Raw genomic sequence first — 15,451 nt, 5'->3', positions numbered from 1 at the left:
AACCTTAATGATCTATTAGAAAACGAGCAAAAAAACCGACCCTTGCCATCAAGCAAGGGTCGGTTTTTCTGTTTTATAATAAGTTTGTGCGACGATCTTATGCGAAATAATCAAGTTTGGACAATAGCAGTAATTTCTTCATCCAGATCCAATCTGATTTGTTCGCGATAGGCACGAATATTGTATTCGGAATACAGGTATCTCAGAATTGCTTCAATCATGTTGGCTTCCACCAGATATTGACTGCGGCCCTGTACATGAACTTCTGCGGAATAACCTGTATCCTCCTCCCAGCTTAATTCTACTGTTACATCAGTGGGCTGGACACCTTTGCGTTCAGCCATATGCAAGCAAATAGCGTTGACAATCTCATCCATACTCAAAATCATAGCTTAGTAACGTCCTCCGCGGGAATCATCTGGTCTTCGACGATTTTTAATAGCACGGTAGATACCTACTCCGGCCATGATCAGGACGTAAATGGCGAGAACATTAACGGCCAGACCAAGCAAGCTACCCAATGCGCCCATGTTGCCGAACAATCCGCCGAAGAGCATACCTGCCAAACCGCCCAGCATCATACCTTTCAGGAATCCGCCGCCACCGCCAAGGAATCCACCAGTTCTGTTTGTATTCCCAGCAGTTGCTCCTGACTTGGTTCCGCTATCTGACTTATTGACGCCACTGCTGTCATTTGCCTTGCTTGGTGTAGATTGGTATGATTTAGGCCCGGATTTAAACCCGCCGCCTCGCCTTGCATCAGCTGTAGATGGTGCGATCATAGCAATGAGTAGGGTAAAAGCCATCATCAGCATCATCATATTTTTCAAAGTAAATGTTTTTTTCATGTAAATATATCCCCCTTAGTAAATTTTTTTATAGGTCAAACAACCGCTAACCAGTAATACGAATGGCATGGAAAAGGGTTTCAAAGAATTTTAATTTTTAAAAATTAAATAATAACGTCCCATAAATCCTATGCATGGATTGGTAAAAGCATTCAGCTTTGCGGCTTAAGTAAAAATGGATTAGTATCCGTACTGACATCACCGGCAAGCAGCATGCGCAGAACCATTTGGCACCATTCCAGACCTGCTTTAGCATTCAAAAGTCCTTTTTGTACTAAAATATAGTCACCAAAGTTTTTACTGCCAAAATGTAAATTCTCTGCGGGAATGTCGTTCAGAATATCCTCAAGATGCTGGATTTTCTGAATAAAATGACGTTTGCGTTCTTCCAGCATACGATTGGCACTACTTTTGTCCGTCAACCAAAGACAGAACAGTCGAAGACTTAATTCATCCCGTGTAACCGGAGCAGCTAACGCTTCCTGGGACCATTGCTGAAGCATATGGATTCCCTTGTCGGTAATGGTATACATTTTCTTATCAGGCTTGTCGGACTGCTGAATCCAACGAGAGGCCAGCAGTTCCTTGCTCTCCATACGGGCCAGTAGCGGATAGATCTGACTGTGCTTAGCCTGCCAAAAAGGCTGAATACGCAACATCAGATCATAGCCGGAGGATTCCTCTCTTGCGAGAAGCCCCAACAGACCATACGATAGTAAATTCATAGATCTTATCTCCTTCATCCATCATAGTAACGGTTGTAACAGCACTGCGGCAGGTATTCTGCTGCTTCATGAAAAGTGTACACTGAAACTGTATGGTTTGACAACTTTCAGACAGGTCGTTCACAGGTTAGCCAAAATTGGCTCCTGTCATTCTCCACGTATATGCACTTTTTTTCATAAAAAAGGGTAGTTTAGGCTCGTATGTACGAGCTTAAACTACCCTGGTAACTTTCTACCGAAGCGTATCCTGTTTACTGTTCATTCCCGTCAACGACAAGCGTTAACGCTCCTGTATCTGGATGAATAACCATGCCGTGAACGGGGGCATTAGGGGGGAGAAGCGGGTGATTCTTAATAAGCTTCACGGTAGTTCTTACCCCTTCTTCAATGTTATCAAAACCTTTTAACCATTTATTTAGCTTAATGCCTGAATTTTCTAATGTGTTCAGCACTTCCTGAGAAATTCCGCGATCGAGCATTTCATTGACCATGTGGTCTGCATTTAATGCAGCCATACCGCATTCATAATGGCCTACGACGACGACTTCGTCTGCTCCCAGCTCATACAGGGCGACTAGCACACTGCGCATTACGCTTCCAAAGGGCTGTGAAATAATCGCACCCGCATTTTTGATGATTTTCACATCACCGTTGCGCAGGTTCATAGCTTTTGGGAGTAATTCCGTTAGCCGTGTATCCATACAGGTGATAATGACCATTTTTTTATTGGGGAACTTGCCCGTTCTATAGGCCTCGTATTCTTTGTTTTCTACGAAAACACGATTGTACTCTAAAATTTCTTTGATGTGATCCACGATTGTTCCCTCCAGATTCTAAAAAAGTTTGATATGTACAGTCCAACGTTTGTTTTAGGTCTTAGGAGCTGGTCGTACATGTTGTGTGTTGATTATACTTTTTAATATAAGTATCATCAAGTATAGGTATTGTAAAGTTTTAACCAATTTAAGTTAAAGAGGTGACCTCAAATATGACGCAACAGACGTTGGATCAAATGACGGCTTTAAAGGAGCTTGCACACAAAATTAGTAGTTATGGCGAAGCAGTAGGTCTGCTGCACTGGGATTTACGGACTGGCGCTCCGCGCAAGGGCGTTGATATTCGGTCGGAGACGTTGGGTATGCTGTCCACTGAAATGTTCAAGCTGATGATCTCGGATGAAATGGGACAATTGCTGCAATTTTTTGCCGTAGAAGACAAGCTGAAGCAACTGGAGGACAATGATCGCAGATTGGTGGAGGAATGCCGTAAAAATTATGAACTGAATCGTTCGGTTCCGGCAGACCGATACCGGGATTATAGCATTCTTGCAGCACAGGCAGAGAGCAAGTGGGAGGACGCAAAGGAACATAGCGATTTTGCCGGATTTGAACCGTACTTGTCTAAAATCGTAGACATGAAGCGTGAGTTTATCGGATACTGGGGTGTTAAGGATACAGAGTATGACACGCTTTTGGATCAATATGAGCCGGGGATGACGGTTGAAAAGCTGGATGCTGTGTTTGATCGTCTCAAGAAGCGCCTTGTGCCCCTATTGTCTAAAATTCAGGCTTCATCGAACCAGCCGGATAAGAGCTTTTTAGATGGTGTGTTTGATGTGAAGCAGCAGGAGAAGTTCAGCCTATTCATTTTAGGACAGATGGGGTATGACTTTGACGCAGGTCGTTTGGATGAGAGTGTACATCCTTTCGCAACAGGATTAAATCCAGGTGATGTGCGTATAACAACTCATTATCTGCAAGATGATGTAACCAGTGCTATTTTCAGTTCGTTGCATGAAGGAGGTCATGCGCTGTACGAACAAAATATTGCTCCAGAGCTGGCAGGATCACTACTGTCTGGAGGAACCTCTATGGGGATTCATGAATCCCAGTCCCGCTTGTGGGAGAATAAAATCGGACGCAGTCGTGCTTTCTGGGATCGGTATTACGATGATTTGCAAAAGCATTTTCCTGATCGTTTGGCAAAGGTTACGGCAGAGCAATTCTACCGGGCAGTCAACCGTGTGGAAAATTCACTGATTCGTATTGAAGCGGATGAGCTAACATATAATTTACATATCATTATCCGTTATGAAATTGAAAAAATGCTGTTTAATGAAAAGCTGGATGTGAAGCGTCTCCCCGAGGTGTGGAATGCGAAATATAAGGAATACTTGGGACTTGTTCCACCGAATGACGGACTGGGCGTACTTCAAGACGTTCACTGGTCCGGCGGTGATTTTGGTTATTTTGCTTCCTACTCGCTTGGCAATATGTATGCAGCGCAAATTTTGGCGACATTACGTAAAGAGTTGCCAAATCTAGATGAATTAATTGCTGCTGGAGAGCTTGAGCCGATCAAGCAATGGCTGACCGAACGTATTTACCGTTACGGCAAGAGTCGGACGCCGTCCGAGTTGATTGTAGCCATTACAGGTGAGGATCTGAACCCGGATTATCTCGCCGACTATCTGCAAGAGAAATATACCTCCATATACAAGCTGTAAATCATATAGCATCTACCCTGCGTTCCCGGGCGAACGTGGGTTTTTTTTTTGCAATTAACCAAAATATCGACAACGGCATAACAATATATGAAGTCAACCGATGTAAAAAGGTGGGGAGGGAATAAGGATGAAAAACGGCGCTCGTTTCAAAGCTGTGGTGGCTGCGGCACTACTCGGATTACTGTTGCTCAGTGGGTGCACCCCCAAAGGAGGGGAGCAGACGATTGAGATCAGACTAGGCGAGGTAGCCCGTACGGTCTTTTATGCGCCGCAGTATGTAGCCTTGAGCCAGGGGATGTTTGCTCAGGAGGGACTGGATGTCCAGCTGGCAACGATTCCCGGGGGTGACAAGGCGATGACGGCGTTGTTGTCCAATCAGGCGGATATCGCGCTGATCGGCGCGGAAACATCTATTTATGTGTATCAGCAAGGAGCAGAGGACCCTATCATTAATTTTGCCCAACTGACACAGAAGGATGGAACCTTTTTGTTTGCCCGTCAAACGCAGGATAGCTTTGAATGGGAAAAGCTGAAAGGGCAAAATTTTTTAGGCCAACGCAAGGGCGGAATGCCGCAAATGTCACTTGAATTTACGCTTCGCAAACACAGCATTGATCCTCACAAGGATCTGAAGCTGATTCAAAATATTGATTTTGCTAATGTTGCCTCTGCTTTCGGCTCCGGTACAGGGGATTATGTGCAGCTGTTTGAGCCGCAGGCATCTATTTTTGAAAAGGAAGGTCGTGGGCGGGTTGTTGCCTCTATCGGTGTGGAGAGCGGCGAGTTGCCGTATACGGTATATATGGCTAAGCAAAGCTACCTGAACACAAATAGCGAGGCTGCACAGAAATTTACAAATGCTGTATATCGGGCACAACAGTGGATTGCTACGCATTCACCTGAACAGATTGCCGAAGCAATCACGTCCTATTTTAAAGATACAGATTTAGCTGTTTTAACGAGTAGTATCAAGCGATATAAGGAACAGAGTACCTATGCTTTGAACCCGATGATTGAGGAAAAGGAATGGAAGAACTTACAGGATGTCATGACCTCGGCAGGGGAGCTTAAAAGTCCGGTTGCACTAGATAAGTTAGTGAACCCAAGCTTTGCACAACAAGCGATTTCGTCAAGCTCTACCGGGAATACTGAACCGCCTGTGAAAAAGAGCACAACTGAATCTACGGATGCAGGTGTCGGGGCTGGAGGTTCGTCATGATGGAGGAACGGAGTAGCCTAACTTTGGACGCGACCATCCCGATGGTGAGACTGAAGCAAGTAACGCATGTCTATGTAACGGATCGTGAAGCTTCGCTGGCGGTTGAGAATATTGATTTTTCCGTAGAGACAGGGGAGTTTGTCAGCTTGGTTGGTCCAAGCGGCTGTGGCAAAACGACGATCCTGTCCATGATCGCGGGGCTACTGCGTCCAGCGGCAGGCCAAGTTATATTGCAAGGTCAGCCGGTAAGTGGTCCGAGTCCAGAGGTCGGTTACATGTTACAGCAGGATTATCTGTTCCCGTGGCGGACGATAATGGATAACGCATTGTTGGGTCTGGAACTAGGCAACAGAGTAGATGAAGCTGCGCGTGAGCGGACACGGCTGTTACTGGAAGGCATGGGTCTGGGAGGGAAGGAGCATCTGCATCCATCCCAGTTGTCTGGGGGAATGCGCCAGCGCGTGGCGCTGGTACGGACGCTGGCGACCAATCCGGGACTGCTGCTGCTGGATGAGCCGTTCTCCGCGCTGGATTATCAAACCAAGCTACAGCTGGAAGATCTGATTGCGGAAACCTTGCGCGAGCGGAGGAAGACGGCTATTTTAGTCACACATGATTTGGCCGAGGCCATTGCGGTCAGTGACCGGATTATAGTGATGGGTCGAAATCCGGGTCATATCCGACGTACCTTCGAGATTCCGGATTGCATCCGAGAAGCTCAGCCTTTTTATGCACGCGAGCAGCCGGGTTTTAATGAGCTTTTTCATGAAATATGGGGTGAACTGGAGGCTTCGGGAGCAAAGGAGTGAGTTAACGTATGAAGGACGAAGCGGATCAGCTTGAGCAACGTTGGATTCAAGGACTACATCAGGCGTATTTACGCAGCAGGCGTTCGCAACGATGGTTAGTGACAGGTGTGCAGACAGCTATTTTACTGCTTTTGTTTGTGCTATGGGAAATTGCAGGCCGTTTGAAGTGGATTGATGTACTGCTGTTCAGCTATCCGAGCAAAATTTTCACCCAGATCGGCAAGGATGCGGTCAGTGGTGAATTATGGGGACATGTAGGTGTCACCGTGGGAGAGACGATGGCGGGGTTTTTACTCGGTACACTGTTAGGTACGTTGCTGGCTGTACTTATTTGGTGGTCACCGTTTTTGTCGAGGGTGCTTGATCCCTATATGGTCGTGTTCAACAGTATGCCTAAGGTGGCGCTAGGTCCAATTTTTATCGTCATGTTTGGGGCGGGATTTACTGCTATCCTAATGACAACCCTCTCCATTACGGTCATCATTACGACACTAGTCGTATACAACAGCTTTCAGGAAGTCGATTCGAATCTGATCAAAGTGGTTCGCACGTTTGGCGGATCACGCCGTGATACGTTTCAAAAGGTGATTTTACCTGCATCCTTTCCTGCAATCGTCTCTACGCTGAAAGTGAATGTCGGTATGGCATGGGTTGGTGTGATTGTTGGTGAATTTCTGGTGGCTAAAAACGGCTTAGGCTATTTGATTATCTATGGTTTTCAGGTGTTCAATTTCACGCTGGTTATGTCCAGTCTGTTGATCATTGCTGTCGTAGCTACACTGATGTATCAGGCGGTCGTGTATGTGGAGCATCGTCTGCTTTCTGGTCGTCCTCATCGCTAATAATAAAATTTCTGAACATTTGTGTAAAACGTGAAAATAAAGTACCATGAAAAATGAAAATACTTAAAATTTATGAAAATGAGCATTATGCATAAATTTCGAATTATGCAAAATGCTGAAACAGATTTCATCTAGAGAGGACAGAATTTTTTCATGGGCTTTCGTACGATTAAAACGGCTATTGCCGCATTAATGGCCGTACTTATTGCGGAGGGTTTTGGCATTCATGGAGCCACCTCAGCAGGGCTTTTAGCGATTTTGGGGGTGGATGTCACACGCAAGAGAAGTCTCCGTACCATTTCGGCGAGATTTTTTGCATCCGTCGTGGGGCTTCTTTTTGCTTGTGTTTTGTTTGTGGTATTCGGATTCCATGATTGGGTACTGGCATTATATATTTTAACGGCGTTTCCAGTCATTGTACGTGTGGGATTTAAAGAAGGGATCGTCACCGGTTCGGTCGTAGTCTTTCGCGTATTCAGCGGCGGCGTGATTGATATGGAGGTACTGCTGACCCAGCTAGCTCTGCTAGTGATTGGACTGGGTTCCGCGATGATTGTCAATTTAGCCTATATGCCGGGTTCTGATAATACAATGCAACAAATTCGGCAGGAGGTGGATCGGACATTTTCTGTTATATTCAGAAATATGGCCAATACGCTGCGTAGTCCAGCATACATATGGGATGGCAAGGAAGTTATTGAAGCGAACAGCGTGATAGCCAAAGGGGTTACTGAGGCGGGGCGTTCCTTGGAAAATCAGATGCTTCGTCCCCAAGAGGGCTGGAATGTGTATTTTTATATGCGAAAAGAACAGCTGGATTCGATCCAAAACATGATGCAGTTGATCGCACAAATGTATCAGCATATGCCGCAGGCCAAGCTTCTGGCCGAGCTGTTCGACCAGCTTAGTAATGACGTTTTGGCTGGACATTATACGGGACAGACCGAGAAGCTGCTAGAGCAGGTTCGTGAAGAATTTAAAGCCATGGAGCTTCCCGCAACCCGGGAGGAATTTGAGATTCGTTCGGCATTATTGCAGCTTACACATGAGCTTCATCAGTATTTGAAAATTGCGAAAAAGGACAAGGCCCCTACTCCAGTGAAAAATTAGAGTAAAGGCCTTGAGAGGCTACTATCCGTGACGGACAGTAGCCTTTTCTTGTTCAGTAATGGTAGAAGCCGATTGACTCAAAGTCCGTTTGTGCCGAATTCGGTCTGTGGTCCATAAGACAGCGGTGATCAGGCAAGGGTACAGCATAGCCCATCCGACAAAGGGGAAAACGATCGCCGTAGAGATGAACGATATCCAGCTAATGGCTACGCCCCAGCGACTACCACGTAGAAGCTTAATTCCTGCTGCACAACCGCCGAGATAGGTCAGAATAAAGGTGGCGTTCGGGAATTGAATCAGCTTAGTGAGTGAAACAGCGCCACTACCGTACAAAACCATAATGATCACGAAGCAGACGCTAAGAAAAGCAATGCCTCCGATAGGGGTATGGAAACGTTGGGATAACCTGCCCATCCAGCGAAAGGGCTGTCCTTGCCGGGATAAAGCATAAGCGACACGTGAAGCGGCACCAACATAAGCAATAATAGTAGCGGTACAAATAAAGATACCCGTCAAGCCTGCAATTATCGCGCCCCATGGCCCGATAGCTCGACTAATCACCCATACGAGCGAAGCATCCGAATCCCCTGCAAGGTAACTTTGTGTGCCCACAGTAGCCAGCGCAGTTAAGAAATAAAGTAAACCGACAATGACGGCTGCAATGGTCACACCTCTAACGGCCGCCCGCTGGGGATTGGTGAATTCCTCTGACATATGGGACACGGCCTCCCAACCGATAAAGCACCAAAACAAAATCGCGGCCGCTTGACCGATGGAGAGCCAGCCATGTGGAACAAACGGGGTGAAATGGACTGTTTTCATCTGAGGAAGTGCTGCGGCAATGGCGAATATAAGGACGGCAACGATAGCTATGACGACTGCGATCTGAATACGTCCCGCGACCTTCATGCCGATCCAGTTGATGATCAGGCCCACCGCCAGCATAGCAACGGCTAACATTATGCGACTTTCCTCTCCCCAGCCCATGGCTGCGGTCATATAGCCGGCTCCGGTGAGTGCGGCAACAGGTGCCCCAATCGGAACCGACATGAGAAAAAACCACCCGATATAAGCACCGGCACGTGGGGAAAAGGCCAACGTGACAAAGTGCGATACCCCTCCCGCATTCGGAAATTTGGCAGATAGAAGCCCCATGGAAAGTGCCATTGGCAGGATGAGCAGGGTCATAAAACCCCATGCCAGCAGCGATGCCGGCCCCGCCATTTGGGCAGCAAGACCAGGCACAATCAATATCCCCGAACCCAGTACAGCTCCGATATAGAGTGCAATGGCCTGAGGAAGACCAATGGTGGATTGAAGTTTATTTTCATTTGTCATGCAGAAAAGCCTTCTTTCGCTTGTTATTTCCTCCAGCTTATCAGATAATCAATCTATCGGAAAAACGGAATATAACGATTGCTTGCATCGGAAAAACCGATTGAAGGAGCGGATTATGGAATCGCGGCATTTGTTTACCTTTTTAAATGTAGTTGAGGCAGGCAGTTTTACGCGAGCAGCGCGTATACTGGATTATGCACAGTCGAGTATCACTGCTCAAATTCAAGCGCTAGAGACGGAGTTGGGTACGCCGCTTTTTGATCGCATTGGCAAAAAAATCATGCTGACGGATGCCGGACGACGTCTGCTGCCCTATGCGCAGGAAATTTCCAAGATGCATGCTATGGCTAAGGATGCGCTTCGTTCAGAAACGGAATTGGCAGGCACGCTGAAAATAGGAGCACCAGAATCTCTGGCCGCTTTTCGTCTACCAAGCCTGATCCGTGAGTACAGAGAACAGTATCCGAAGGTTAAAATTGTCCTTAAACCCGGTGAATGCTGGGAATTACGCGATTTGATTCGTTCCGGTGAGCTGGATTTGGCTTTTTTGCTACAGCCTGAGACGGAGGATAGAGAACTGAATGTCACCACGCTTATTCATGAGCCGATGGCCTTGGTTGCTCCACTTAAGCATTCGCTGGTTACCTATACCCGGGTAGAGCCTGCCGACTTGAAGGATGAAACTATTTTGCATACGGAGGCAGGATGTACGTACCGTATCCTTTTTGAGCAGTATTTGAATAAACACGGAATTTTTTCAGACCCTAGCCTGGAATTTTGGAGTATTGAAGCCATCAAGCAGTGTGTCATGGCTGGATTGGGTATAGCGCTGCTTCCGCTGGTAACGGTACAAAATGAGCTGCGAGAAGGTAAAATGGCGCGTTTAGCCTGGGATGACAGTGAACAGCAGGTGGCTACTCAGGTCGCTTATCACACGAAAAAGTGGAAATCTCCGGCTCTTAGTGAATTTTTACAGATCGTTGAGCAGCATGTAACACATTGGCGTGCATGAGTTCAAGCCATCGCGGCATATGCTTATACAAATAATATTTTTTCCTTTTCGCCTATTCACTCAACATTCGCCCACAACCTGCATACATATGTATGGAATGATTGATTGTATGGAGGAGGTTCAAGAATGGCATTAAGTCATAAAAATCGTAGAGAGATTATTACCAAAGCGATCTGTGGTAAAGGTCGCAGATTCTCTACCGTAACCCATACCGTAACTCCGCCGAATAATCCAACGAGCATTTTAGGGGCATGGATTATTAACCACCAGTATGAAGCTGTGGCGGCGGGGGACGGCATTGAGGTCGTCGGGACGTATGATATCAATATTTGGTACTCATACGATAAAAACTCGCAGACCGATGTGGCCAAGGAAACGGTGTCGTACGTAGAAAATGTGCCGCTCTCGTATCTTGATCCGAAGCACCGGGCGTCTACAGTGGAAGTATCCGCCGAAGCTACACAGGAGCCGAGTTGTGTCGAGGCCAGTGTGTCTTCTGGAGGTGGCAGCGTAATGATCCGGGTCGAGCGGGAATTTGCGGTGGAGCTGGTGGCGGAAACGAAGATTGTTGTAGAAGTATTCCCGAATGGTAGCAGCGATGATTTTGAAAAAGACTTTGATTTTGGAGCGGAAGAGGGGGACTATGAGGAGCTCGACCCCGACCTCATTGACGACGAGCTCTGACAGAAGTAACCAAAAAGAGGGCCGCTTTACTCTTTGCGCCGGCTGATTCTGCGCAGGGGGCAAAGGCCCTCCTTTTTTATTGTTTGGGTTGAAATTGGGGTGAAATCCGTACGTAGTCCGTAGGGGGGAATATGATGCAGCAGCCGGGACAGGCGCTCATACGCTTCAGACAGATGCCAAATGATGAAAAAAAGCGTAGACTGGAGCGTTCAGGCATAGCGGTGCAGTGGATGGATAGCAGTATAGCAGATTTTGCGATAGGCTACGCGGTGCAAATCCATCAACTGCGAGTGCTGGAAATTCGTAGACGTGCCATCGAGGGATCTTCCAAAGTCCGCGCATACGATCTTTCTGAGCTGGATCAACATTCACCGCTCTATGTCCGGATGGAGCGGCTGGCTGTACGTGCGTTGTACACACTGGGTTTGGACAGTGGTGAGGTGGTACTGACGCCGCTGGGGGAGCGCAGCTGTCAGGTGCGCGAAGTCTCGGCACAGCCATGGCTGAACGATAGACGTTTGGCCACGTTATATGAAATTGCTGCGCGTGAAGGGGATATTGAGGGTGAGAATCTTTCAGTGGAACGAGGGAGAGATCGACTACTCATTGGAATGGACCCCGAATTTGTGCTGGTTCGTATGCCAGAGGGACGGGTCGTTCCGGCCTCAAGATATTTGGGCCGTCTCGGCATAGCCGGCTGTGATGCAGTTACCCGCCGGGGACGAACGCTGTATCCAGTCGCTGAGCTTCGTCCTGCGCCGAGCGAAGATCCGGCCCGCCTACTGAAGCATCTGCGTCAAGCTTTTGCAACAGCTGCCCGGCGCATTGCTGACCGCACACTCATCTGGCAGGCGGGGGGGATGCCGCAACCGGGTTTTCCGCTGGGCGGACATCTGCATTTCAGCGGGGTTTCGCTAAACGGTGCCTTGCTCCGGGCACTGGATAACTATTTGGCACTGCCTTTGGCGCTACTGGAAGACAAGCGTGCGGTCCGGCGCAGACCGCATTATGGCAATTTGGGTGATTTTCGCCGTCAGTCGTATGGAGGCTTTGAATATCGTACACTGCCCAGTTTTCTTATTTCGCCACAGCTGGCGAAAGGTGTGATTGGAATGGCGTTTCTCATTGCTTCTCAATATCCGCGTTTGCAACGTAGGCCGCTGGGTCAGGAGGAGGCTCACAGAGCCTTTTATGAAGGAAATCAATCTGTGCTTAAGGAGTATATGGAACCTCTTATTTTGGATATGGTTTCACTGGAAATATACTCGCAATATGAAGCTTATGTAGCGCCATTGCTGGACAGCCTCCGCAAGGGGAAACAGTGGGATGAATCACGGGATTTGCGCCCATATTGGAAGCTTACGTAAAATCAAGTGTCGACACCAGGAACGGTTTCATGTTATCAACTGTCATTTTTGATATAATGAGAGATAATTATAAGTTTAAACGGAACAAAGTGTGGGGGTTAGTAAACGGTATGTCCAAATATACACCGATGATTGAGCAGTATTTATCCATAAAAGAGCAGGCTAAAGATGCATTTTTGTTTTTCCGTCTGGGAGATTTTTACGAGATGTTTTTCGATGATGCAATTCTTGCATCCAAGGAACTGGAAATTACACTTACGGGTCGTGAGGGTGGCGCCACGGAAAAAATTCCGATGTGCGGCGTGCCTTATCATTCAGCTGAAAATTACATACAGCGCCTCATTGAGAAGGGTTATAAGGTGGCCATCTGTGAGCAAATGGAGGAAGCCTCAGCTACAAAGGGGATGGTACGGCGGGATATTGTCCGCGTTGTGACCCCGGGAACGGTGATGGAAGGCAAGGTGCTGGGTGACAAATCCAACAACTACATGGTATGTGTCACAGAGACGGACGGGATGCTGGCGCTTGCGGCGTGCGACTTGTCAACAGGTGAATTGTATGTGACTTCTGTGCCTGATTCGAAAGAATGGCTACTAGATGAAATTAACATTTATGAGCCTTCCGAAATGTTGGGAGATGGTCATCTGCTCGATTTTGTGACATCCCGTATGTCCCCCGTTGGACGGCGTGTTGTGTATACGGCCTGGGACAAATCCAAGGATGATTTGGTTCGGGATCAATTTGGGGAAGCCACGTGGGCAAGGCTTACGGAGGAACGCAGACAGTGCGTATCGCGCTTGATTTCCTATTTGAATGAAACGCAAAAAAGATCGTTAGGCCAATTGACCCAAATCTCGGTATATGAGCCAAACCATTTTATGATTTTGGATCCATTCACCCGCAGAAATCTGGAACTGGTGGAGACGGTACGTGAACGCTCCAAGAAAGGCTCGCTATTGTGGCTGTTGGACCGCACAGAAACATCCATGGGTGCGCGTCTGTTACGTCGTTGGATCGACAAGCCGCTGTTGAGCAGCAGCCTTATTGAGGAACGCTTGGAGGCAGTGGACAAGCTATACCACCAGTTTATTTTCCGAGAGGATGTACGTGCTCAGCTTAAAGAGATTTACGATCTGGAGCGTCTAGTTGGGCGGATCGCCTTTGGTAGTGCTAATGCACGTGATCTGATCGCTCTCAAGCTGTCGCTGGCCCGAATTCCGTCTTTACGCGAATTGTGCGCTGAATCTCCTTCGAAGACGCTGAGACGAATTGCACAAACGCTGGATAGCTGTACAGACCTGTGTGCGTTGATTGAGGAAGCGGTGGCGGATGAACCGCCGATTTCCGTAAGGGATGGAGGTCTTATTAAGGAAGGCTACCATCAGCGTCTGGACGAACTGCGCGAGGCGAGTGTGAACGGTAAGCGTTGGATCGCTGAGCTAGAGGCCAAGGAACGTGCAGCAACCGGCATTCGGTCACTTAAGATTGGATACAACAAAGTATTTGGTTATTACATCGAGGTGACTAAATCCAATTTGGCTTCGTTACCGGAAGGTCGATATGAACGCAAACAGACGTTGGCGAATGCGGAACGGTATATTACACCGGAGTTGAAGGAAAAGGAATCTCTAATTCTGGAAGCCGAGGATAAAATGGTTGATCTGGAGTACACGCTTTTCACCGAGCTTCGCAGTAAACTGAACGCTGAAATTCCCCGTTTGCAAAAGCTGGCGGAACAAGTTGCTGAAATTGACGTGTATCAGTCGCTGGCTTCGGTTAGCTCGGAACGGGGATTTGTGAAACCTGAGCTGACTACAGGATATGATTTCGTAGTCGAGCAGGGGCGCCATCCCGTGGTGGAAGCCGTAATGAAAGATGGCGGTTTTATCGCAAACAGCACGGTGTTGGAGGAAGCCGATGCGCATATTCTACTTATCACTGGGCCGAACATGGCTGGGAAAAGTACGTATATGCGTCAGGTTGCACTTATTGCAATTATGGCTCAAATTGGCTGCTTTGTCCCTGCTGCACGTGCCAAGGTGCCAATGCTGGATCGCATTTTCACACGGATCGGCGCGGCGGATGATCTCATCGGCGGGCAGAGTACGTTTATGGTCGAAATGGCAGACATCCAAGTAATGACGGACAAGGCAACTCCGCGAAGCTTGATCATTATTGATGAACTGGGACGAGGTACGTCCACCAGTGAAGGAATGGCAATTGCACAGGCAGTCATCGAATTTGTCCATGACACGATCGGCTGTAAGGCACTGGTATCCACGCATTTCCATGAGCTGGCGCATTTGGAGCAAGGCCTGTCTTCGCTGCGAAATTACTCTATGGCTGTGCAGGAAAGCGGCGACAAGGTGAATTTCTTGCGCAAGCTCATACCGGGAGCGGCTAGCAGTAGCTATGGTATTTATTGTGCTCGGCTTGCAGGTTTGCCCAATAACATTATTGAGCGAGCGAATGGACTGCTGAATGGTTTTGAACAGGCAGCGGCTCAAGTAACGGCAGGTACCGAGACAGTAGTAGGAGGGAAGGAAGGGACTGATCTTCGTACAGTTTCAGGGACAGAAGATATTTCTTCTTTGACCGAATATAATTCAGGCCAGACATTGCGAGAAAGCGGAGAAACTGCATCATCAGCTCAGTCTTTATCACAGCAGGCCACCCTGGTAAAAGAAGATACTCTGCAGACGGTGGAAACTTCCAGCACGTTGGAGCAAGGAGCAACCGAAGTGGTACAGCTGTCCATTTTCGGAGAGCAGGAGCTTGCCGCCTCCAAGCCACACGCAGAGACAGTAGAGGCTAATCCGATTGTGCGCCAAATTTTGCGCAAGGTGAAAAATGCTGATGTCATGAATATGACTCCTTTACAGGCAATGCAGCTATTAAATGATCTTAAAAACAAGGCCAATGGCCTGTAGTTAAAATAAGTGACATTATTCTTATTTTTCATCACACTTTGAAGTCAGGAGGAGGTTAAAA

The 15,451-nt window shown here is 47.7% G+C and carries 14 protein-coding genes; 9 read left to right on the top strand and 5 right to left on the bottom strand.

The features are described from left to right. Positions 1-110: 110 nt before the first annotated feature. The 4 genes from G9G54_RS07460 to G9G54_RS07445 all read right to left on the bottom strand — a co-directional run bounded on the left by G9G54_RS07460 (position 111) and on the right by G9G54_RS07445 (position 2,388). On the bottom strand, positions 111-389 hold the full coding sequence (locus tag G9G54_RS07460; protein WP_013310599.1) for a YxcD family protein: 279 nt from the start codon (positions 387-389) through the stop codon (positions 111-113). 3 nt (positions 390-392) lie between these two features. Continuing rightward, positions 393-848: a hypothetical protein gene (locus G9G54_RS07455; RefSeq protein ID WP_061831590.1), complete on the bottom strand. Its 456-nt coding sequence runs from the start codon at positions 846-848 to the stop codon at positions 393-395. 152 nt (positions 849-1,000) lie between these two features. Next, the gene (locus tag G9G54_RS07450) at positions 1,001-1,573 is read right to left on the bottom strand and encodes a PadR family transcriptional regulator (protein WP_061831591.1); all 573 of its coding nucleotides are present in this window, start codon (positions 1,571-1,573) and stop codon (positions 1,001-1,003) included. Between the two features lie 251 nt (positions 1,574-1,824). Next, a complete protein-coding gene (locus G9G54_RS07445; protein ID WP_061831592.1) occupies positions 1,825-2,388 on the bottom strand; it encodes a beta-class carbonic anhydrase in 564 nt (187 codons plus the stop codon). Positions 2,389-2,561: 173 nt separating this feature from the next. On the opposite strand from G9G54_RS07445, the gene G9G54_RS07440 reads away from it, so the two are divergent. The 5 genes from G9G54_RS07440 (at position 2,562) to G9G54_RS07420 (ending at position 8,059) form a co-directional block, all read left to right on the top strand. Further along, positions 2,562-4,079, top strand: a complete 1,518-nt coding sequence (locus G9G54_RS07440) for a carboxypeptidase M32 (RefSeq protein ID WP_165177095.1) — start codon at positions 2,562-2,564, stop codon at positions 4,077-4,079. A 127-nt stretch (positions 4,080-4,206) separates the two neighbouring features. Continuing rightward, the gene (locus G9G54_RS07435) at positions 4,207-5,298 is read left to right on the top strand and encodes an ABC transporter substrate-binding protein (RefSeq protein ID WP_165177094.1); all 1,092 of its coding nucleotides are present in this window, start codon (positions 4,207-4,209) and stop codon (positions 5,296-5,298) included. After that, positions 5,295-6,107 carry an ABC transporter ATP-binding protein gene (locus G9G54_RS07430; RefSeq protein ID WP_165177092.1) on the top strand — a complete coding sequence of 271 codons (813 nt, stop codon included), beginning with the start codon at positions 5,295-5,297 and terminating at the stop codon, positions 6,105-6,107. The genes G9G54_RS07435 and G9G54_RS07430 overlap by 4 nt, the downstream gene beginning before the upstream one ends. Positions 6,108-6,115: 8 nt before the next feature. Further along, positions 6,116-6,949 (top strand): ABC transporter permease, encoded by an 834-nt coding sequence (locus G9G54_RS07425; RefSeq protein ID WP_013310592.1) that lies wholly within the window; start codon positions 6,116-6,118, stop codon positions 6,947-6,949. Between the two features lie 153 nt (positions 6,950-7,102). After that, entirely contained in the window at positions 7,103-8,059 is a 957-nt protein-coding gene (locus tag G9G54_RS07420; RefSeq protein ID WP_023989050.1) for an aromatic acid exporter family protein, read from the top strand. Positions 8,060-8,080: 21 nt separating this feature from the next. Here the strand turns inward: G9G54_RS07420 and G9G54_RS07415 are convergent, their stop codons facing one another. Beyond that, positions 8,081-9,397 carry an amino acid permease gene (locus G9G54_RS07415; RefSeq protein WP_165177090.1) on the bottom strand — a complete coding sequence of 439 codons (1,317 nt, stop codon included), beginning with the start codon at positions 9,395-9,397 and terminating at the stop codon, positions 8,081-8,083. A 115-nt stretch (positions 9,398-9,512) separates the two neighbouring features. Here G9G54_RS07415 and G9G54_RS07410 point away from each other — a divergent pair, with 115 nt between their 5' ends. The 4 genes from G9G54_RS07410 to mutS all read left to right on the top strand — a co-directional run bounded on the left by G9G54_RS07410 (position 9,513) and on the right by mutS (position 15,390). Continuing rightward, positions 9,513-10,409 carry a LysR family transcriptional regulator gene (locus tag G9G54_RS07410; RefSeq protein WP_165177088.1) on the top strand — a complete coding sequence of 299 codons (897 nt, stop codon included), beginning with the start codon at positions 9,513-9,515 and terminating at the stop codon, positions 10,407-10,409. A 126-nt stretch (positions 10,410-10,535) separates the two neighbouring features. Further along, positions 10,536-11,093, top strand: a complete 558-nt coding sequence (locus tag G9G54_RS07405; RefSeq protein WP_061831597.1) for an outer spore coat protein CotE — start codon at positions 10,536-10,538, stop codon at positions 11,091-11,093. A gap of 131 nt (positions 11,094-11,224) precedes the next feature. After that, on the top strand, positions 11,225-12,460 hold the full coding sequence (locus G9G54_RS07400) for a putative amidoligase domain-containing protein (protein ID WP_165177086.1): 1,236 nt from the start codon (positions 11,225-11,227) through the stop codon (positions 12,458-12,460). A 110-nt stretch (positions 12,461-12,570) separates the two neighbouring features. Further along, positions 12,571-15,390: a DNA mismatch repair protein MutS gene (gene mutS, locus G9G54_RS07395; protein WP_165177084.1), complete on the top strand. Its 2,820-nt coding sequence runs from the start codon at positions 12,571-12,573 to the stop codon at positions 15,388-15,390. Positions 15,391-15,451 lie beyond the last annotated feature (61 nt).

It is taken from the genome of Paenibacillus sp. EKM212P, from assembly GCF_011066115.1.
GTDB lineage: Bacteria > Bacillota > Bacilli > Paenibacillales > Paenibacillaceae > Paenibacillus > Paenibacillus polymyxa_B.
This window is presented reverse-complemented; position numbering and strand designations above follow the sequence as displayed.